The organism is Anaerosacchariphilus polymeriproducens (assembly GCF_003363435.1).
Classification (GTDB): Bacteria; Bacillota; Clostridia; order Lachnospirales; family Lachnospiraceae; genus Anaerosacchariphilus; species Anaerosacchariphilus polymeriproducens.
Genome location: NZ_QRCT01000050.1, coordinates 293512 through 313862 on the forward strand (window position 1 = coordinate 293512; position 20351 = coordinate 313862).

Here is a 20351-nt window from a genome sequence, read left to right on the forward strand (position 1 = left end):
TTTACTTTAAATCTTTTAGAGTAATGGCTCTTATTAACTATTAAGTAAATATTAAGTAGATAAATTTTGTAAAAAATTGTATTGACAAAAATATAATAATATTATACCATACAAAAAAGATAGGAAATATATGGTAAGTGAAAGGAGTGAAAATTATATAATTATAAGGAGGTGGAGCATTGTCAGCTATAGTTCGTTTATTAGGTATTGATTTAGATGGAACACTATTAAATAATAAGCAAGAGATATCAATAGTTGATGAAAAAGCAATTAGAAAAACGATGGAACAAGGGGTTATTGTTGTACCGATTACGGGACTTCCCAAAAGTGATATACCAAAGAAAATACAAAGATTATTTGAAAATTCCTATTGGATTACTTCTAATGGAGCCGTTACTACAGTTGCGAAGTGTAAAACGGATATAGTAACTGTGAATTTAAATTATGAAGTGGTTATCCAAATTCTTGATTATCTTTTTAAGATGAAAGAGGTACAAATCGAAGTATTTATGAATGGAATGATTTATGTAGAAAGTAATCATATGAAAGAAGTTAAAAATAAATACAAAGATACGTCACTGAAAATAGCGATAAAGGAAGTAAATAATCTTAAAGAATTTGTAAAAAAATACAAAAATGAAATTGTGGGAATTTCAGTAACAACGAGTACCGAAGATATAAGGATAAAAATACAAAAGGACTTACTAAAGTATAAGAATATAAGAGTGACTTTAAACAAAAAGAAGGGTCTGGAGATTCATTCCATTCATACAAGTAAAAGATCAGCTATTGTTAAATTAGGTAAGATAATAGGAATTGACAAGTCAGAAATCCTGGTTTGCACAAATAGTAATATAGCTTACGCTATAGATAAATTCATTTTAGGTGAGAGAGCCGCTGACTCATGTTGCGATGAGTATCAGTGCACTAGTATTTGAAATAATTTCAAAAAATATATAACTAACTATAAAGGATTGAACCTTGCTTTGCACAAGTTCAGTCCTTTTAGCATGCTTCCTAAATGGTAATCCTTTAATATATACAAAATAATGAAAATATAGTATGATTTGTATAAGGTTTTTTATAAATAAAGGAGGAAATTTATGAAAATTGATGGAAATGAACTATGCAAAAAAGATTTGGAGTTAGGAAAAGAGGGAAAACCGGAAGAAGGATTAAAATACAAATTGAAATTTTTGAAACAAGTGGAAGAAAGCGGCGTTGATCATTGTAATTGTCCACAAGCCTGTCGTCATCATGGTAATTGTTATGAATGTGTTCTAATACATAGAGGGCATAGAGATCACTTACCTTATTGTATGTGGGATATGGTGAATGAAAAAATCCAATCTTTATCTCTAATGACGGAAGATAGTTATAAAAAGGAATGCCATAATTGTAAAGAAAGTGGGAATTAAAAAATATTGCCCACGGCTTAAATGCCGCGGGCGTATTTTGGATTAATCCCAATATTTTTCTACATGAGCACGAGTAACTTCTGCTGCAGTACGAACATTTTCTTCTTGAGAAAGTTCATAATAATCAGGACGAAATACTTCGATTGTACAGCAGTCTCCTTCGAAACCGATTTTTTTGAAAATATCTGCGTACCGTTTGTGTTCAAGACATCCTCGTGGGTCACCCGGCCATAAACGTTTTTCATCTGTATTATATGCTGCGCCACAAGGAACATCTTCCATATCATTTAAGTGCCAGATGAAGATTTTTTTGCCATCTGCTTTTTCTAGTGCAGCCCAGTCAGAGGCCATTGCATGAAAATGGTATTGATCGAGTGTTACTCCAACAAAAGGAGAATTAATTTCTTCAACAATTGCATAGGCATCTTCAAAACGGTTGATTGTCATTCCAGGGCTGCCACAGAATTCAATTGATAATTTTATGCCGTGAGGTTCTACTTTTTTTAGCATTTCTTTGATTACGGCTACTGCATCTTCACGGATTTCTTGTCTTGTTGCATGATATTTTATATTTTGGCTTGGTACAACAACAATCATTTTGCAATCCAGAATCTGGCAGCGACGGATGATTTCGTCTAATTCGGCCATAACAGCATCCTTTTCCTCTTGTGTTTCTTTCATGTTGAAGAAGCATAGAGCGTTATAGGAAAGCATACTTAAATGGTGATTTTTAAACCACTCACCTAATTCTTCAATCGTGTACATTCCGGCAGCAAGATCACGCTCAAGACATTCAGATTGAATATCGATAAAATCGAAGCCATATTGTTCACAAAGTTCCAAATCCTTTAATACAGAATGCTCTTTACAGTAACGGTCGCATCCTTCATTAAAACCAATTTTCATATTATTTACCTCCTAATAAATGATATATATTTAGTGCCAATCTAAAGGAGAGATCAGCAATGATACCATATGTTTCTTTTAAAAGTACAGACAAAAGTGCGATAGCTTTAGAAGTATTCCATACTATGGAATCTGTTCCTGCCCATCGTCATACTTTTCAAGAATTTGTTCTGATTACGAAAGGTTCTTGTATTCACAAATATAAAGATATTTCTATGCCTCTGATACCGGGTGACGTATTTCTTATTCCACCGCATCAGGAGCATGCTTATTTAATAGAAACTCCCGTCAGCATGTACAATTGTCAATTTTATCCCGAGCAGATTGCTGATTGGTGGGATGGACAATTCGGCGGCTTACTTAATAATTTGACAGAACCGAAAGAGCAGGCTCCTATCTACCAGGCTGATTTAAATCGACAGCACATTATTCATTTATCTGTTCCTGATGCTAAGCAGGTTCAGAAAATGTTGGAAACGATGCGTAATGAGCAAATAGAGCAGGGTTTTGCTTTTCAGCAAGTAAAACAAGATTATTTAAACTTAATATTAATCATTATTTCACGTGCCAGATTGCGTCAATTCGCTGATTCTAAAGATCTTGAAAGTCCACGCCGGGATATTATTACAGATTGCCAAAGATTTATTGAGAATAATTTGGCGGAACATATTGATTTTACTGAATATGCACGTATTCATAATATTAGCCCGGGATATTTCAGATCTGTTTTTAAAACGGAAACAGGGCTGACTCCAGTTGAATATCTTAATCGTCTGCGGATTGTCCGTGCCATAGAATTTTTGAAAGATGAAACGTTATCTATGAGTGATGTATCATCAGCCGTAGGGATTTATGATGCTAATTATTTTTCCCGTTTGTTTCGAAAAATAATCGGCTATTCACCGCGTGAATTCCGAAATCAGGCTCATAGTGAAATTTAATTTTTCAAAAGATTTTCTATGTTGGATTCAATATATCATAAAAAGATTTTTACTACTAGAAGAAAACAAATAGATATTAGCACAAAACGCATATGAAAAGAAAAAACTCTGCATTTGGACAATCTCCTTTTAAATAAGATGTAAAAAGGAGGTTGAATGAATGAAAAATAAGAAAGAAAAAAGAAATGATCAAACCACTTATATAATAGAAAGGGAATATCTGGGTAAATATTCTGTAGAGGAATTTGTAAAGAGAGTGATTAAGAGTCACATCAATTTCCCGAAATCAGATTGTCATTAGATAAAAACTCTTTATTATAAAGGTGATTCATTTGGAAAAGGTAGAATATATAAAAAAAGTTCATACGGCATTGTATATGCGGATATCCCGGGAAGACGGAGACAAGGATGAAAGTGACAGTATAACGAACCAAAGAAAGTTGCTTAGAAATTATATAAAGGATAAAGAAAATTTTGTTTTATATGATGAATATCTTGATGATGGGTATTCAGGAACTAATTTTGAAAGGCCTGATTTTAAACGTATGCTTAATGATATTGAAGAGGGCCGGATCAACTGTGTAATCGTGAAAGACTTGTCACGGTTTGGAAGGGATTATATAGATACAGGTTTTTTTTTAGAAAGGTATTTTGCAGACAAAGAGATTCGTTTCATTGCTGTCAATGATAATTTTGATAGTTCTAAAGATGATGGTGGGTTACTGATTCCGTTTAAAAATATATTTAATGCCCAATATGCCAAAGATATTTCTACTAAGGTTCAGACCGCTTTTAAAGCAAAACAAAGGGCCGGTGAGTTTATAGGGGCATTTCCCAGTTATGGTTATAAAAAATCTCCACATGACCATCATAAGCTTATTATTGATGAGTATGCAGCGTCTGTAGTAAGAAGAATTTTTCAATTATATATTGAAGGAAATGGGAAAATAGCAATTGCAAAAATATTGAATCAAGAAGGTATATTATGTCCTTCAGCATATAAAAAGGCTGAAGGATTTCATTATTCTAATTGTAAAAAGCTGGTTTCCACCAGTTATTGGACGTATTCCACAATTAATTATATATTAAAAAATGAAATGTATATTGGGAATATGGTTCAGGGAAAGACAAAGCGGAGAATGAAAGGGAAGGCAAATCCGGTTCATGCAAAGGACTGGATAATCGTAGAAAATACCCATGATTCTATTATTGATGTCGACATATGGAATAAAGTACAAAGTTTAATAAAAAAAGAAGTGAAACAATTTGATATGGAACGTAATGTTAGTATATTTGCTGGTTTTTTAAAATGTGGTGATTGTGGCCGGGCTTTGGGAAAAAAATTACCTTATGTGAAACCTGGCATAAATAGAGATTCCAATTGTATGAAAGGGGTATCTTATGTATGCTCCACTTATACTAAATATGGGAAGACAAATTGTACGCCCCATCGTATTAGTCATGATTTATTAGAGCAGATATTATTAGAGGATTTCAATAAGATGATATCCTCTTTTACAAATTTACAACAAATTGCTGATAAAATACAGAATCAAGTGTCGGAAAAAATATATGGATCAGAAGCTGAAAAGAGGAAAATAGATTTAGAATTATCTAAAGTAAAGAAATTAAAAAAAGAAGTATATGAAGATTATAAAGAAGAATTATTAACGAAAGAAGAATATTTATCTTATCGAAAAGATTATGAAGAAAAAGAAGAACATCTAGTTAAGAAGAAAGAATATTTGGCTGGCAAGGCAGAAAAAACTAAAAATAAAAATATCAATAGCCCATGGGTAAATGAATTAATACGTAATAATAAAATTACAGAACTTGACAGAGAATTAATTATCGATATGATTGATAAGATATTTGTGTATGAAGGAAATCGGATTAAGATTATCTACAATTTTTCATTGGAAATATAGAAAAATAACTATAACTTTTGCACATTTTTTATGCACCCTGGGGAGCATGAAAAAAGCGGTAAATTGAATAGAAAAATGATGGAAAAATCCTCCCATTGAACAAAAAAATGGTTTAGTATATAATAATGACAGAATATATTAGAGCATATTGCTGAAAGGAGGATAAGATTATGAGAGATTTAGATCTTTTAATCGTCGATTCTCAAAAAAATTCTGAATTGTTAGAGCAAATAATAAAACAAAATGAGTTTTTTATTATAAAGTGTGCATCTGCAGTAACACAAAAATATGTAACCAAAAGTGATGATGAATGGTCCATTGCTGTTATGGCTTTTGCAGAATCTACCAATAAATACAATTTAAATAAAGGTAGTTTTCTTAAATTTTCTGAATTAGTAATTCGACGAAGATTGATAGATTTTTTAAGAGAACAAAGAAGACATAGTAAAGAAATTGTTGTTGATCCGATTGTCTTTGACACGGAAACGACGGAAGATGACACGGAAAATGCAATTCATAACGAAGTGTCAAAGAACATTTTACAAAAAAATGATGATTCCATTCGATTGGAAATAAGTGCCGTAAATGAGGTGTTTCAAAATTATGGTTTTACCTTTTTTGATTTGACAAGCTGTTCACCTCAAGCTCAAAAGACCAAATCAACCTGTGCTAAGGCAGTCAATTTTCTATTATCTCATCCGGTTATGATTTATGAATTAAGAAAGACGAAACTACTTCCCATAAAAATAATTCAAAAAAATATGAATGTACCCCGAAAATTATTAGAACGTCATCGAAAATATATAATAGCAGCAGTAGAAATACTATCCGGAGAGTATCCTCTACTGGCTGAATATTTACGATTCATCAGAGAGGAGATGTAGTTATGAAATCAGTTGTGGTTGAAATTAAAGATGAATATGCAGCCGTACTATCTGATGATGGCAGTATTGTAAAAATCAAAAATAAAAATTATAGCATGGGAGATGAAATTGTTATGAAAAATAAAAAGTTACATATTTCTAAAAAACTTGCTTTAAGTGTTGCTTCAATAGTTTTATTTTTACTCGTAGGAGCTACAGGGTCGTGGGCATATTATTCACCTTATTCTTATGTAAGTCTGGATGTCAATCCGTCAATTCAGTATACAATTAATCGTTTTGGCCGTGTTATTAAGATTGAGTCTGTGAATGACGATGGACAAGTAGTTCTGGATAATATTGAAGATTTAAATAATATGTCAATTGAAGATGCTATCAGCAAAACTATTGAAGAAATTAAAGAAGAAGGTTATTTTACAGAGGATACATCAACTACTGAAACAAATTCTGATCAAAATACAACTACTGATAATAAAACAGATGAGTTAACAGATGATGCTGAAACACTAGATGGTGGTATTGTAATTACGGTATCAAATGAAAATGACGAAACATCAGAGGAGTTAGTGGAAGAACTTCAAGATAAGATAGAAGAAATTGTTGAAAATATAGTTGAAGAAGAAGTGGAAGTAGAAGTATCAAGTGTAGGTTTTGAACGTGTAAAAAAAGCAAGAGAGATGGGTGTTACACCTGGCAAATTGAATCTTGTTGAAAAGTTAATTGCTAGTTCATCTAATCCGGACGATATAGTTTTGGAAGAATGGTTAACCAAACCGGTAAAAGAAATTATGAAAGAAATTCAAAGTAATAAAAAAGCTTACTTGTCAGAGGAAGATGAAACAGAAGACGAAAAAGAAGACGAAACAGAAGACGAAACAGAAGACGAAACAGAAGACGAAAAAGAAGACGAAAAAGAAGACGAAAAAGACGAAGATGAAAAAGACGAAGATGAAAAAGACGAAAATGAAGACGAAAAAGATGAAGACGTAGACGATGAAGACAAATCTCCACAAACATCTAAAGATATAAATGCGGAACAACAAAAAGCGCAAGAGAAAGCAAAAAAGGCACAGGAAAAAGCGCAAGAGAAAGCAAAAAAAGCACAGGAAAATGCGCAGGAGAAAGCAAAAAAAGAACAAGAAAGAGCGAAAGAAAAAGCGAAAAAGGAACAAGAAAAAGCGAAAGAAAAAGCTGAAAAGGAACAAGAAAAAGCGAGAGAAAGAGCTGAAAAGGAACAAGAAAAAGCGAGAGAAAGAGCTGAAAAAGAACAAGAAAGAGCCCAAGAAAGAGCTGAAAGAGAACAAGAAAATAGGGACGATAATTCTGAAGACGATCAGGATGACTGAAAAGATTAAATTAATAAAAGTATATTTCATAAAATAGCATTGTCTTATTTGGCAGTGCTATTTTAAATTAAAAGTATATTTTTACAAAGTGATAAATAGTATAGCACAAAAGTAGTATTATTGAGGTATCGGTGAAAAAAAGAGGACGTAAAAAAATTCCAGTAGAGGAATTAGTCAAAAAGTATAGTATAAAACGTACATATCGAAACAAGTTTACCACGGAAGAATTCATACAAAAAATAGTGAAATCACACGCCAATGAAGATTAAACAGGGAGTTGAGTGAGATTTAATGAATAATACGGGGAGATTATTAAGGGGCAAAAAATTTGAAAAGAAAAGTGTTTATAAAACGGGAATTTATATTCGCCTTTCCAAGGATGATAAAGACAAGTATAAAGAGGAGTCTAATAGTATTATTAATCAAAGGGCTTTTCTAACAAAATATGTAGAAAATGAGGATGATCTGCATTTAGTTAACTATTATATAGACGATGGAAAAACGGGGATGAACTTTGATAGAAGTGGTCTTAAGCAATTAGACAAAGATATTGATAAAGGGGTTATAGATTGTATTATTGTAAAAGACCTTTCAAGATATGGGAGAGAATCGATAGAAACTGAGAAACGCTTACGTGATTTCAAGATTAAAGGGATAAGATTCATCTCTGTCAATGATTATTTTGATAGCATAAAAGATGATATAGATTTACTGATAAAAACAAAATTAATGTATAATAATCAATATTCTGAAAGTATTTCTTTAAATGTGTTTAATAATTTCAAAAATATGCAGGAAGATGGAAAATTTATTGGTGCTCATGCGTGTTATGGTTACAAAAAATCATTAGAAGATAAGCATAAACTTGAAATCGATGAGTATCCGGCATCTATCGTAAGAAGAATATTTAATATGTATACAAATGGTGAAGGGAAACAATCAATAGCAAACCAATTGAATACCGAAGGAGTGCTGTCACCGATAGCATATAAGCAAAGTATTGGAGAGCATTATCAAAATAGCCATAAAAATACTGGACATTGGACTTATTCATCAATACATAATATTCTGAACAATGAAATGTATATTGGAAATATGGTCCAAGGGAAAACGCAAAGGGAAGAACCTAGAGGAAAGGCCAAAATGGTTGAGAAGGATTATTGGATTCGAGTAGAAAGTACACATGAAGCGATCATAGAAAAATATATTTGGGAAAAAACACAGTTATTATTAAAAAAGACACAGAAAGAGTTTGACTTTAAAGTGAAAGAAAAAGCTCAAACTACAATGTTTTCAGGATTGCTAGAGTGTGGAGCATGTGGATGTTTCTTACAAAAATGTAATCATAATGGAGTCATTACATATAGTTGTGGAAATTGGAAAAGAAAAGGTTTAAAAGGATGTACATCTCACACCATACGTTTAGATGTGTTAGAGTATATTATTTTAAAGGATTTAAATTCAATGATTCAAGCTGTAAAAGATATTAATTCTATAGTAACCAGGCTTCCAATATTGAATGAAAATATTTCAAGTATAGAACGTGATATAATATTAGCAAAAGAAGATATAAAAAAGTATCAAAGAAGAACTGAAAGGTTGAAAGATGAGTATTTCGATGTTCTTGATGAAGTGAAAGAACAGAATCAGATACGTTTCATTAAAGACGAATATATTAGTAATAAACTTCGATATGAAAAACAAATTTTTCAAGCTATGGAAAGGGAGTCAAGACTTCAAAAACTATTAGAAAAGCAGAGATTAAAAAGAGAATACAGCTTATGGATAAAAAAATTGTTACAAACAAAAAAAGTGGATGCTATTGATAGAGGGATACTAATTGATATGATTGAAAAGATAATTGTCCATGAAGATAAAAACATTGAAATAGTGTACAATTTCTCAAACGACTCAGAGAAAGATAGGAAAAGCTAAAGCATTGACTTTTAATTTTTTCACGCAATTTATTATTTCCCTGGGGGAATGAAGACACTCAAGAGATTTTAGACATTTTAAAAAGGAAGAATGTAAGGGTTACATTTTTCATGACCGGTGAATGGGTAGGTGAATATCCCGAAGATGTAAAAGCAATTGCTAAGGCAGGTCATGATATTGGAAACCATAGTGAAAATCATAAACAGATGTCTCAGATAAGTGAAGAAAAATGTAAAAGGGAAATAATGGTCGCGCATAAGAGAGTAAAAGAGCTTTTGGGAACTGATATGTTTTTGTTTCGACCACCGAATTGTAATAGGGTATAAAAATTAGGATAAAAAATAAGAAACCTCAATTCTCTTATTTTGTTTATCAAAAACGATATCAGTAATAATTGATTTTATTGCTTTATTCTTTTCATTTCTGCTTGACAGTTCTGATGATACGATTTTATATACATTTTCTATCCTTCTATGCATTTCGGCATTATCAGTTACAGAAAAGTCCTTTTTTAAATTATCAATTTTACTTTGTATTTCTTCTTTTTCCTTCATAATAATTAATTTGTTTTGTTTATATTCATCTAATGTGTCTATACCATTTCGATAAGCTTCTTTAATTCGCTCCTCTTTTTTAATACATTTTTTCAATGTATCATTAAGTACTTTAATTTCAAATGACTTATCTTCAATAATTAGATTGCTATATTCAAAATTTTTATTTTTGGTAGCATCAAGTAAACTATCTAAGACAGCTTGTTCTATCTGGGCAGCTCTTACATAATGTGATACATTACATTGATGCTTTTTGTATCCGCTACATTGAAAGGATGGAGTTTTACCACCATTAGATACTAGAGTACGGCCGCAAGAAGAACAACGTAACATTGAACTTAACCAATGTATTTGGCTTTCAGGCGGCAATGCTTTATATTTATATTCTCTAGTTAAGCGGTCTTTTGCCAAGTTAAATAGTTCTTCGGATATTATAGGTTCATGTGATCCTTTACGTATAATTACACCTTCAGTATCAATTCTAGTTCTTTTGGATCTTTGTTCTAAAGGTAATCCCCACATAATATTTCCCATATAAATTGGGTTTCCTAGTATATATTTAATTGCTCTAGAAGTAAATGGGTTACCATTTTTTGTTGTAATTTTAAGTGCATTCAATTCTTTAGCGATACCATAAAATGATTTACTATTATAAACATATCGTTCAAAAATTAGTCTAACAAATTCTTTGTTTTCTTTATCAATAATTAATTTATCATTTTCTAAAATATAGCCAAATGGTGGTCTGGTTTGCATATTGCCACGTAATGCATTTTCTGTCATTCCACGTTTTACTTCACCAGATAGTCGTATGGAGTAATATTCATCCATCCATTCAATTATTCTTTCGATTAATGTGCCAAAAGGTCCGTCAATAAGTGGCTCTGATATACTTATCACTTCTATACCATTTTTCTTTAACAGAGATTTATAAACAATGCTTTCTTCTTGATTTCTAGCAAAGCGAGAATATTTCCATACAAGAATCACATCAAATAAATGATTTTTTGATTTAGCCATTCCAATCATTTTTTGAAATTCCGGACGCTTTTCTGCGTACTTACCCGATATACCACTTTCAATAAAGATGTATTCATTGTCAATAATATAGTTATTTTTTTTTGCAAAGTCTGATAATAACCTTCTTTGAGCATCTGGTGACAACTCTTCCTGTTTATCTGTACTAACACGAATATATAGTGCTGCTATTTTCATTAATTACTCACCTTCTTTTTCTTTACAATATAATGGTATATATGTTAGTTCTTTAATTCTTTTTACAGACTCTTCCATACCTTCTGAGTTTAACATATGAAAATGTGAAGTTAGTTCCATTAATAAATCGAATTCTTTTTTAGTAAGTTTATTAATTTCGCAATCATATTTTTGGCTATATGATTGTTTTGAATCTTGCGCCGCATCATTCCAACCCATTAAAGACGCTGGAGTTGTTCTTAAAGCATTAGCTAAAGGTTCCAATATTGTAGTTGGTAAATTTTCAATTTCATCATTTTCATATCTATACACAGTTGCCCTATTTTTCCCTAAGATATCCGCTAGTTGATCTACAGACATATCTAAATCTTTTCTTCTTTGTTTAATTCTTTCTCCTATAGTCATTTTATTTCCCTCCATAAAAAATATAATAACATAAATGTCGCAATGTTGCAACGGTTTAAAGCCTAATACAAAAAAATAATCGCATATTATGCAAAAATATGTTGACAGAATTATAATTCAGAGTTATTATTCAAGTGTCGCATATAGTGCGAATAAAATGGAAAGGGGTTATTTAATTTGGTAAATATTAATAAATTAAAAGGTAAGATAGTAGAACAAGGACTTACTGTGGAAAGACTTGCAAATATTATTAATATAGACAAAAGCACGCTTTATAGAAAAATAAGTAATAGCGGAGAAACATTTACTATTAAAGAAGCTGACTTAATTTGTAAAGCATTAAAATTAACTTTTAGTGAGGTTAATGATATTTTTTTTAGTCAATATGTCGCATAATATGCGAAAAAGTTTATAGTCAATTTGTACAATCAGTGTTGCATAAGTTTTACTGGGGGTGATTTGGTGAGAAAAAACGAATTGATTAGCTTTGTAAATTACATAGTAATAGGCGGTGAAAAAGTTTTAATGGATACCCTTAGTGAGAAAGAGAGGGAAGAAATAGCTGTTAGATTAAATGATAAGGCAATGAAAGCTATTGGTTATATACGTTCAGATAAAACCGCCTAAAGCGGTTAAGATGGACAAGTTTGATAAAAAAGGAGAGTAAAAGAAATTACAGCACAGTGAAATTATAGGTATGAAGTCGGAGGAGAATCTGATGTTTTGAAAAGTGTGGAAATTTTATTAAACAACGAAAAAAGTGGCCTGTCTATCACAAACCACAATTAATAGTTTTACAAATTCTCAATACTTACGACCGCAGAGGATTTATATATTTTATTTTCGTTTTCTAATAAGCGAAAAAAATCGCAACTACATATTAATTCTGTTACAGAAGGAATAAAACCAGCTGAAATATGATACCCAATTTTATAACTAGGTTGTTGTGAAGTAATATTTTCACTATTATGTATAAGTTGAGAAATTGGAGCAATACGTTGTCCTTCTTCAAGAACTAGCGTTTCATTATTAGAAAAAGTTATTTTAACTTGTTGCATTAGTAATTCTCCTTTCTTTGTTATTTCAGCTCTGGCAAACTGATGCATAGATATAGTGAGAAAATACGTTCTCTATACAATATATTGTAGAGTCTTGAAAGAAAGATGTCAATATGCAAAAGGCAATATAAAAAATAAAACATTTCTCCCCAATCAACGTAATCTCAAATTCAAGTGTCATTTAATTGCCTTACCATGATTGGTGAGAATTAGAAAAGTCAATTGTGTGTAAAAGATTTCTAAAACATCTTGAGGAATCATAGCGGTATAGCACAAAACGAGAGGAGTGAAATCAATTGAAAACACTAGGAAACATATCACTAGGCATAGGTGCCACATTAAGTCTATCAGCGTTCATATTGATCTTAGCCAAGCGTGAAGCAACATATTTAGAAGTAATCATTGCCTTAACTGGTTCGTTTATAGGAATTATTGGACAAGCGGTAGAAACCAGAAGGCGGATAAGGCGTGTAAAAGGCAGTATCAATCATTATGATAATCGCCATGATTCTTAGAATGTGTATTCATAATTGTATAGCATAGATAACAGAAAATGCAGTTGGATCACGATTATTAGGAGGGAACTGATGCAAGAGAGAAGAACACGAAAGAATCCGGGCAGCAGAGGCTATAGAGTACCAGGGCACACAGCAGGAGAGTTTCGGATTGTGGGCATGGAAAGAGGAGGGGATGTTACATATTTCGGAGACATGGTAGACGAGCTTGGACAGTACGAGGATCTCGGTACCATAAAAGAACTGCAAGAGCTAAAAGAAAGATATGGAAAAAAATAGCACATTCAACTGCAAATTGAATGTGCAGATGACTTTCGCCACCATAGTTAATAAACCAATTAAAGTATAGCATCTATGGGGCAAAAAGTCAACAAAATGGGGATTTTTTGTCCCATTTAAGACTTGATTAGAATATTAACTTTAGGAGATAGCAGATGCCGTACGAGAGATTGACATACAGATTGAAAAGAACGATCGAAGTAGAAGAAAAACATAAGGGAAGATATGGAGCACCGGGAGAAAAAAGAGAGAAAAAGAAAAAGCCTACCTCAGAGCAGATAGAAAAACAAAATCAATGGATGGCAGAGAAGAAGTTAAGAAGAATATTAAATGCCAATTTTGACCCAGATGATCTTCATATCACACTGACCTATAAAAAAGAGGAACGTCTTCCAGAAATGGAAGCGAAAAAGGAGCTGAACAAGTTTCTGATCAAAATGCGCAAGGAATACAAGAAATTGGACCTGCAGTTTAAATACATCGTGGCTACGGAGTACTTAAATACAGCAATTCATCATCATTTAATTATTCAAAATATCACCCAGGGGATGATATCGACCCCTAAACTGGTAAAGAAACATTGGAGCAGAGGAAGACCGAAATTCGTTATGTTGGATGATACCGGAGACTATAAGGACTTAGCAGAATATTTGATCAAAGAAACATCCAAGACATTTCGGGAATCGAAAGGAATGAAGCAAAGGTATTCAAGGAGCAGAAACCTGATCGTACCGGAACCGGAACGAAAACTTATGAAAGCAAGCGAATTCTTAAAGATACGTGAAAAGAAAGGCTACTACATAGATAAGAACAGCATCATTGAGGGAATCAATCCGGTGACAGGATTCAAGTACCGCCATTATACATACAGAAGGATGGAAAGGGAAGGTGGATAACGTTGTATGAGGTAAAGATTTTCATAGAGACAACAATAAAAGGTCCACGGATCCAAGAGGGATGGTATGCAGCTGTGGTGGAATATAAGAAAAAAAGTGGGGAAGTAGTGACCCGAGAGATCTTTGAGCAGGAAAAAGAGACCACATATCATAGGACGACCCTGCTGGCCAGTATCAAAGCATTGAATTTACTGAATGCGGAGTGCTTTGTTGAGATACATACGGATTCCACGTTCATGATCAACAACGTAGAACATGGAAATGTGGATAAGTGGAAGGTTACAGGATGGGTGAACAGTAAAGGTGAGGAAGTGAAGAATAAGGAACTATGGCAGCAGTTGGCAGCGCACAGGAACCGGCATGATATTCAGTTCATAAAAGAAAGAAGAAACGAATATTCGGTCTGGATGCACAATGAAATAAAGAGATTAATGGAGGATAGGAAACATGTATGAAGTATTTGGTGAATTTGATTCAGCAGAAGAAATGAATCGGGCGGCAGCAGGGCTATTAGAAGAAGGAGATACCAAAAATATATTGATTCTTGCAAAAGAAAATGGCATTGAAGAAGGAATCGCACAGGCTTATAACGCTGGAGCCATGGAGGAACTAACGGATCCATTCATGGCAGCAGTCGGAAAGCTGACGGTAGAAAAAGAACAGGTGACCAATATGGGAAGCATGAAAGAGGTTTATTTTTCCTATTTGGTCAGCCAGTGCATGGAGGAAGGGTTTGCAAGAAAAGTAAGAAATAAGGGTAAAAGTTTTGATGACTGCTTGAAAAAGACTTATGAAAAGATTGAGGAAGAATGTAGTAAGTGGATGAAGGAAAATAACATACCAAGGCAGGGAATGGTGGGCTGTCCTATTCCCGATGAGGTCACTTATCAATGGGCAAAAGAATATTACGTAAGGTAGGTGGCTGAAAATGAAGAAAAAGAAGTTAAAGACCTTTAAAGTACTGAATGCAACAGATAAGATGAAGAACGTTGTAGAACAAGACAAAGGGTACTTGATACAAAGATATGACCAAAGTGATACTTGGGAACCCAATTATCATTGGTTCATAAGAGTCGCATCAAGGAATTTAGATGGACAGGCAGTGATGCAGATATTCTTGTATACAAGAGAAGATATGCTGGAAGGAAGAAGAGGTCCAAAGTATATGATCTATTTATCAAAAAAGGAGCAATCTTTTCTGACATACGAGCCGGCAATCGATAAATGGAGGACAGCCACCATAGATCACTTAGATTATGGGAAACACATCCTATACGGAGCAACGATAAAACACTGGATTGAGGAGAAAGATGAAATAAAGATCTGTACGTATATAAACAATCAATATAAAACGGCTTATACATCAATCCGATTTTTCCAATGCAATACCAGGAGACAAAAAGAAATAGATTACATAGATCACTATATGAACCAAGTGCCGGAACTTCCGAAACGTTTTGAAAGATGGCTGAATGACTATGCAATGATAAAAAGTAAATATATTCTTTATCATTATGCAAAAAAGGTAACAGAAGGATTTTGTACCCATTGTGGGCAGACCGTACCGGTGGAAGCTCCAAAATACAATCAAACTGGAATTTGTCCCAATTGTAAAAGTAAGGTCACTTATAAGTCAATTAAAAAGGCAGGCCATATTGTAGACTGGGGGGCAGGAAGTATCATACAGAAAACGAAGGAAGGATATGTGGTCCGATATTTTGACATTAAAAAAGATTATGAAGATTACCAAAGACCAAAGTTACTTTATTGGGAAGGGATACGCACTGTTTATGATGAAGATTTTAGAAGAGAGCAGACCTTCGAATATACAAAATTCCATGGGACACAAATCATAAGGTGGTGCAAAAAGGATTATAACTCATGGAAGGAAAAGGTGATGGAAAAAAGATCAATTGTATATGACAGGAATTTGAAACAGATTTTTAAAGGCAGCAGGATGCAGTACAGTGCATGGGAGCTATTCATAAGACAAAATAGGGACTATGAATTTTTCCCAAGTTATTATATGGAAGCGTACTTGGAACATCCCAGTTTAGAATATTTGGTCAAAATGGGATTGAATAAACTGGCAAGAGCTTTGATTGACAGGAGAACTATTGAGTATTTAGATTTAAAAGCAAAAAATCTAAAAACGATGTTAAGGCTTCCAAAAGATGAAAGAAACAAAATATGTAAGATGGATGTGACAAGTAGAGAATATGTCGTAACGGTGGAGGCAAATGAAATGGGAACTGTGTTGACACAAGAGCAGATCAGATTCTTTGCAGAAATCAGCAGGCATCATAATTTTCAAAGATATGTCAGATATACCACACCATATAAAATGATCAAATATATCAAAGAGCAAATGAAAGATGAGGACTTTGATGTGGGAGATTATCACGACTATTTAAAAATGGCAGCTCAGCTAGAGTATGACTTAAGAAATGAGTTTGTTATTTTCCCAAGACATTTTAAACAGGCACATGATGATGCGACAGAGGAATCGAACCTCAGAAAAGAAGAGTTAGAACAGAAAAAAGAACACAACGACAATCAAATCATCAAAAAGCAGAGGGAACAGCTGGGAGCACTCTATGAAATCGAAACAGAAGATCTTTTGATTCGTATGCCGGAGAGTGCAACCGAAATAAGGCACGAGGGGCAGCAGTTACATCATTGTGTAGGAACTTATGTAAAAAGAGTAGTAGAAGGGAAGACCACCATACTCTTCATCCGAAAGAAGGCAGAACCGAAAAAGTCATATTACACCATGGAAGTTAGAGAGAATGAAATAATTCAAGTGCGGGGTTTGAATAATAAGGCTCCGTTGGATGATGTAAAAAGACTGGTAGAAAAATTTAAAAAAGAACGTCTGGAAAAGAATAAGGCAAAGGAAAGGAAGGCAAGTTAATGCAGGAATTAGGAAAAGAACAGTACCTACAAACAAAAAAGAATATCAGATATGAAATGGATGTAGCTACAGAAAGCTTTGTCAAGATAGGATATTATCTTAAACAGGTAAGAGATAACAAGTGGTACCGGCAGGAGAATTTTATAGATATTTACGATTTTGCAAAAGAGACATTTCATATCGAACGGTCAACGGCATCCAGGTTCATGAGCATTAATGACAAGTATTCAGTTGGTGGAAATTCAATCGAGATTCAAAAAGAATTCGAAGGATTTGGAAGTTCAAAGTTAATCGAAATGCTTCATATGCCAGAAGACTTGATTACAGAAATACCAACAACGGCTACCGTGAAAGAGATCAGGGAGATAAAAAATAAAATGCTCCCGGAAGAAAAAGAGGAAGAGCAGTTACCGGGACAAATGTCAGTGTGCGACGTATCACAAATGGAACTGTCAAAAAAGAACTGGATGAAAGCAATGCTGAAAGAGTTCTTTCTAAAGGAAGGAAAAGAAGTATTTGAGGATGTATTTGAAACAATAAAACGTCCGGTCATTTTTGGAACGGAAACGGTGGAGCAACAAGTAAGAATCTTAATTGCACCAAGTAAATTCAGATTTTACCGTATGGCAGAAGCGAATGTAATGTTCAACGAAAGTAGATTTTCTATTATGCCAAGAGGAGAAGATAAGGAAGAACATACATACCGGGAATTAATTGATTGTTTTGAAGAAATGTTTCAAGGTGAGGATGCAGAAAGATCTTATTATGAAGTATATGAGGAAAAGTTAGAACAAGAGCCGGTAGGAGCGGTCGAAGAGAAAAAAGATGATATCCCATCCATTGAGGAAAACATAGAGGAAGTCGAAGAAGAAACAGAGGAGAAGGAAGAAATCGAAGAAGAGTTTGAGGAAGATTTGGAAGTATCCAACGCTTTAGAAAATTACATGAATGAACCGGTTTGCGACGTAGCACAAAAGAAAGGATTTCATGAGACAGAGCAGCTGGAGGTACCCAAAGAAACGGATGCAGGAAATGAATCTGAAGAATCTCAGGAGCTAGAGGAAAGCCAAAGGCAGCAGGACATCCATACGGAAGAAGGAATTCATATAATTCCAAAAAGTCAGACTCGTTTTGCGTATCTGAAGTCGGTAGAGTTGGAAGACTGGATCCCGTTTTTATCAGAAGTTCTTGTCATAGACAAGGAAGAAATAAGGGAATGGCTTCAGGAGGAAGTCGATGCCTAACTATACAAAGCTTCTACAATTTGACAGACCGACACAGGAAAGAATCTATTTCAGAGATGATGGAACTTGTTTGTTTTGCAAAGCAAGATATCACATGAACAATACAAGTCAGATGCTGTATGACATAAAAGATATTATGCATTACATACCAAAATCAAGCATGGGGCTAGGAATGGAAGAGAACGGAGTCTTGGGGTGCCGATACCATCACGGCCTCCTAGACAATGGGAATAAAGGACTTCGGGCAGAGATGCTGCAAATGATGAAAGAATACCTGCAATCAGTTTATCCGGATTGGGATGAACGTAAATTAAAGTATAGGAAATGGGATTTTTAAGGAGGAGAAGGGATGTTTTTTAATTCAACAGTATTTAAAAGATTAGTAAATCAAGCGTGGAAGGGAGCAGGATTAACCGTTGGACGTGATCAGGATGAAATATTCTTAGAGGGAGGATTTTGGGTCATAAGGATAAAAGAGAACAAAATCCCAAACAAAGACAAGGCTGCTTTAATTGAGATAGTAGGAGAACTTCCGGCAGCAGGAGAGGTATTCAAAGCGATCAAAGGAACAGGAAATCAGTATGAAATACCATTTAATCATAACTGGAATTTAGAAAGTCATTGGAAATTAGCAGACACAGAATTTGGAATCACAAATGTAATCGTTAAACAGAAAGAGATTGCATGTAGAGTCTTACAGAATATGAAAAAAGGGAATTGTGTTCTTATTAATGAAATCTTCATGAGCCTGATTGATCTGTCTGCAATGAACCGTGAGGAGGAGACGGAACCATTTGGACCAATGGCAGTCAACGAAAATGGAACAATAATGTACTGGAAGAACCAAATATGCGCTCTGGCAGTTTGTACAAGAAGACCAAATGAAGAAAATTATGAAACAAAATTCATGGATGTCATTTCAAGAATTGACCTTGAAACAATAGAAAACATATAGGGAGAAACGAATATGAATAAAGTTATTTTAATGGGACGGTTAACAAGAGATCCTGATGTCAGATATTCACAGGGAGACAATGCAATGGCAATTGCAAGATATGTATTGGCAGTTGATAGAAGATTTAAAAGAGAAGGTGAAGCAACTGCAGATTTTATCAATTGTGTCGCATTCGGGAGAAATGGGGAATTTGCGGAAACGTATCTCCGGAAAGGAACAAAGATTGCTATAACAGGAAGAATACAGACAGGAAGCTATACCAACAAAGACGGACAAAAGGTATATACAACAGATATTGTGGTAGAAGAGCATGAATTTGCTGAGAGTAAAAGTCCTGCAAATGCTTCTGAGACAAAAAGTCTTGGATCCAATGAAGTGGACAGCGATGGTTTTATGAGTATACCGGATGGAATAGAGGAAGAATTACCATTCAATTAGGAGGAATTAGGAGGAGAAAAACATGAACAGAAACATATATGCAGTAGATTTTGACGGAACCTTATGTTTTAGTAGTTGGCCAGAGCTTGGAGAGCCAAACGAGGAATTAATAGAATTTTTGAAAGAGGAGAAGAAGAAAGGGGCAGCAGTCATATTGTGGACTTGCAGGGTAAAGGAACTTCTAAAGGCAGCAGTTGAGTGGTGTGAGAGATGGGGATTGACGTTTGATGCAGTGAATGAAAACTTGCCGGAAGTATTGGAAACGTTCGGAGGAGATAGCCGAAAAATATTTGCAACGGCATACATAGATGATAAAAACAGAAGTCTTTATGAATTGAAGTTGGAAAGGGAGATAAAATGATACATAAAACTGATAGGAAAATTAAGAGATTAAATAAAGATGTGGCTAAGGTATTGACCGCAGATGAAATGTGTAAACACCGCAATGAAAAGGCATATGGGAAGTTTAAGGAAAAGCCTTTTTACTTAAAGGAGTAAATTATGATTATTAAATGTAAAAAAT

The 20351-nt window shown here is 33.8% G+C and carries 26 protein-coding genes and 1 pseudogene; 23 read left to right on the forward strand and 4 right to left on the reverse strand.

Annotation, left to right across the window (positions count from 1 at the left end; all coding sequences use genetic code 11):
- Positions 1 to 179: 179 nt before the first annotated feature.
- Positions 180 to 938, forward strand: coding sequence for an HAD hydrolase family protein (locus DWV06_RS16720; protein ID WP_115483354.1), 759 nt, complete (start codon positions 180 to 182; stop codon positions 936 to 938).
- A gap of 165 nt (positions 939 to 1103) precedes the next feature.
- On the forward strand, positions 1104 to 1418 hold the full coding sequence (locus tag DWV06_RS16725; protein WP_115483355.1) for an LPS biosynthesis protein: 315 nt from the start codon (positions 1104 to 1106) through the stop codon (positions 1416 to 1418).
- Between the two features lie 42 nt (positions 1419 to 1460).
- Here the strand turns inward: DWV06_RS16725 and DWV06_RS16730 are convergent, their stop codons facing one another.
- Positions 1461 to 2324: a sugar phosphate isomerase/epimerase family protein gene (locus DWV06_RS16730; RefSeq protein ID WP_115483356.1), complete on the reverse strand. Its 864-nt coding sequence runs from the start codon at positions 2322 to 2324 to the stop codon at positions 1461 to 1463.
- Between the two features lie 59 nt (positions 2325 to 2383).
- Between DWV06_RS16730 and DWV06_RS16735 the strand changes: the two genes are divergently transcribed.
- From DWV06_RS16735 to DWV06_RS16765, 7 genes and pseudogenes are all read left to right on the forward strand, one after another.
- On the forward strand, positions 2384 to 3265 hold the full coding sequence (locus DWV06_RS16735; RefSeq protein WP_115483357.1) for an AraC family transcriptional regulator: 882 nt from the start codon (positions 2384 to 2386) through the stop codon (positions 3263 to 3265).
- Positions 3266 to 3425: 160 nt separating this feature from the next.
- Entirely contained in the window at positions 3426 to 3566 is a 141-nt protein-coding gene (locus DWV06_RS18655; protein WP_193726034.1) for a hypothetical protein, read from the forward strand.
- A gap of 31 nt (positions 3567 to 3597) precedes the next feature.
- Complete coding sequence (locus DWV06_RS16740) at positions 3598 to 5193, forward strand: recombinase family protein (RefSeq protein ID WP_235828991.1); 1596 nt, start codon at positions 3598 to 3600, stop codon at positions 5191 to 5193.
- A gap of 170 nt (positions 5194 to 5363) precedes the next feature.
- Positions 5364 to 6077, forward strand: a complete 714-nt coding sequence (locus DWV06_RS16745) for a hypothetical protein (protein WP_115483358.1) — start codon at positions 5364 to 5366, stop codon at positions 6075 to 6077.
- A gap of 2 nt (positions 6078 to 6079) precedes the next feature.
- A complete protein-coding gene (locus tag DWV06_RS18460; RefSeq protein WP_155522644.1) occupies positions 6080 to 7420 on the forward strand; it encodes an anti-sigma factor domain-containing protein in 1341 nt (446 codons plus the stop codon).
- Between the two features lie 291 nt (positions 7421 to 7711).
- Entirely contained in the window at positions 7712 to 9355 is a 1644-nt protein-coding gene (locus DWV06_RS16760) for a recombinase family protein (RefSeq protein WP_115483359.1), read from the forward strand.
- Positions 9356 to 9396: 41 nt separating this feature from the next.
- Positions 9397 to 9663: pseudogene (locus DWV06_RS16765) on the forward strand (polysaccharide deacetylase family protein); the annotation flags it as partial.
- A gap of 21 nt (positions 9664 to 9684) precedes the next feature.
- Here the strand turns inward: DWV06_RS16765 and DWV06_RS16770 are convergent.
- A complete protein-coding gene (locus tag DWV06_RS16770) occupies positions 9685 to 11124 on the reverse strand; it encodes a recombinase family protein (RefSeq protein WP_115483360.1) in 1440 nt (479 codons plus the stop codon).
- A 3-nt stretch (positions 11125 to 11127) separates the two neighbouring features.
- Positions 11128 to 11529, reverse strand: coding sequence for a helix-turn-helix domain-containing protein (locus tag DWV06_RS16775; protein WP_115483361.1), 402 nt, complete (start codon positions 11527 to 11529; stop codon positions 11128 to 11130).
- Positions 11530 to 11706: 177 nt separating this feature from the next.
- Between DWV06_RS16775 and DWV06_RS16780 the strand changes: the two genes are divergently transcribed.
- Both DWV06_RS16780 and DWV06_RS18465 read left to right on the forward strand, forming a co-directional pair.
- Positions 11707 to 11925, forward strand: a complete 219-nt coding sequence (locus DWV06_RS16780; RefSeq protein ID WP_115483362.1) for a helix-turn-helix domain-containing protein — start codon at positions 11707 to 11709, stop codon at positions 11923 to 11925.
- A gap of 66 nt (positions 11926 to 11991) precedes the next feature.
- A complete protein-coding gene (locus tag DWV06_RS18465; RefSeq protein WP_155522645.1) occupies positions 11992 to 12156 on the forward strand; it encodes a hypothetical protein in 165 nt (54 codons plus the stop codon).
- Between the two features lie 167 nt (positions 12157 to 12323).
- Here DWV06_RS18465 and DWV06_RS16785 read toward each other — a convergent pair whose 3' ends face one another.
- Positions 12324 to 12587 (reverse strand): hypothetical protein, encoded by a 264-nt coding sequence (locus tag DWV06_RS16785; protein WP_115483363.1) that lies wholly within the window; start codon positions 12585 to 12587, stop codon positions 12324 to 12326.
- A 296-nt stretch (positions 12588 to 12883) separates the two neighbouring features.
- On the opposite strand from DWV06_RS16785, the gene DWV06_RS16790 reads away from it, so the two are divergent.
- The 12 genes from DWV06_RS16790 to DWV06_RS18470 all read left to right on the forward strand — a co-directional run bounded on the left by DWV06_RS16790 (position 12884) and on the right by DWV06_RS18470 (position 20326).
- Complete coding sequence (locus DWV06_RS16790) at positions 12884 to 13102, forward strand: hypothetical protein (RefSeq protein ID WP_115483364.1); 219 nt, start codon at positions 12884 to 12886, stop codon at positions 13100 to 13102.
- Positions 13103 to 13174: 72 nt separating this feature from the next.
- Entirely contained in the window at positions 13175 to 13381 is a 207-nt protein-coding gene (locus DWV06_RS16795; RefSeq protein WP_115483365.1) for a hypothetical protein, read from the forward strand.
- Between the two features lie 155 nt (positions 13382 to 13536).
- Complete coding sequence (locus DWV06_RS16800) at positions 13537 to 14277, forward strand: rolling circle replication-associated protein (protein WP_115483366.1); 741 nt, start codon at positions 13537 to 13539, stop codon at positions 14275 to 14277.
- Between the two features lie 2 nt (positions 14278 to 14279).
- Positions 14280 to 14732, forward strand: coding sequence for an RNase H family protein (locus DWV06_RS16805; protein WP_268877880.1), 453 nt, complete (start codon positions 14280 to 14282; stop codon positions 14730 to 14732).
- On the forward strand, positions 14725 to 15195 hold the full coding sequence (locus tag DWV06_RS16810; protein ID WP_115483368.1) for a Cas9 inhibitor AcrIIA9 family protein: 471 nt from the start codon (positions 14725 to 14727) through the stop codon (positions 15193 to 15195). Before DWV06_RS16805 ends, DWV06_RS16810 begins: the two co-directional genes overlap by 8 nt.
- Before the next feature lie 10 nt (positions 15196 to 15205).
- A complete protein-coding gene (locus DWV06_RS16815; protein WP_115483369.1) occupies positions 15206 to 17191 on the forward strand; it encodes a PcfJ domain-containing protein in 1986 nt (661 codons plus the stop codon).
- Complete coding sequence (locus DWV06_RS16820; RefSeq protein WP_115483370.1) at positions 17191 to 18435, forward strand: hypothetical protein; 1245 nt, start codon at positions 17191 to 17193, stop codon at positions 18433 to 18435. The genes DWV06_RS16815 and DWV06_RS16820 overlap by 1 nt, the downstream gene beginning before the upstream one ends.
- Positions 18428 to 18772, forward strand: coding sequence for a hypothetical protein (locus DWV06_RS16825; protein ID WP_115483371.1), 345 nt, complete (start codon positions 18428 to 18430; stop codon positions 18770 to 18772). The genes DWV06_RS16820 and DWV06_RS16825 overlap by 8 nt, the downstream gene beginning before the upstream one ends.
- A gap of 12 nt (positions 18773 to 18784) precedes the next feature.
- Positions 18785 to 19390, forward strand: coding sequence for a hypothetical protein (locus tag DWV06_RS16830; RefSeq protein WP_115483372.1), 606 nt, complete (start codon positions 18785 to 18787; stop codon positions 19388 to 19390).
- 12 nt (positions 19391 to 19402) lie between these two features.
- Positions 19403 to 19828, forward strand: coding sequence for a single-stranded DNA-binding protein (locus tag DWV06_RS16835; protein ID WP_115483373.1), 426 nt, complete (start codon positions 19403 to 19405; stop codon positions 19826 to 19828).
- A gap of 22 nt (positions 19829 to 19850) precedes the next feature.
- A complete protein-coding gene (locus DWV06_RS16840) occupies positions 19851 to 20189 on the forward strand; it encodes a Cof-type HAD-IIB family hydrolase (protein WP_115483374.1) in 339 nt (112 codons plus the stop codon).
- Positions 20186 to 20326 carry a hypothetical protein gene (locus tag DWV06_RS18470; protein WP_155522646.1) on the forward strand — a complete coding sequence of 47 codons (141 nt, stop codon included), beginning with the start codon at positions 20186 to 20188 and terminating at the stop codon, positions 20324 to 20326. Before DWV06_RS16840 ends, DWV06_RS18470 begins: the two co-directional genes overlap by 4 nt.
- Positions 20327 to 20351 lie beyond the last annotated feature (25 nt).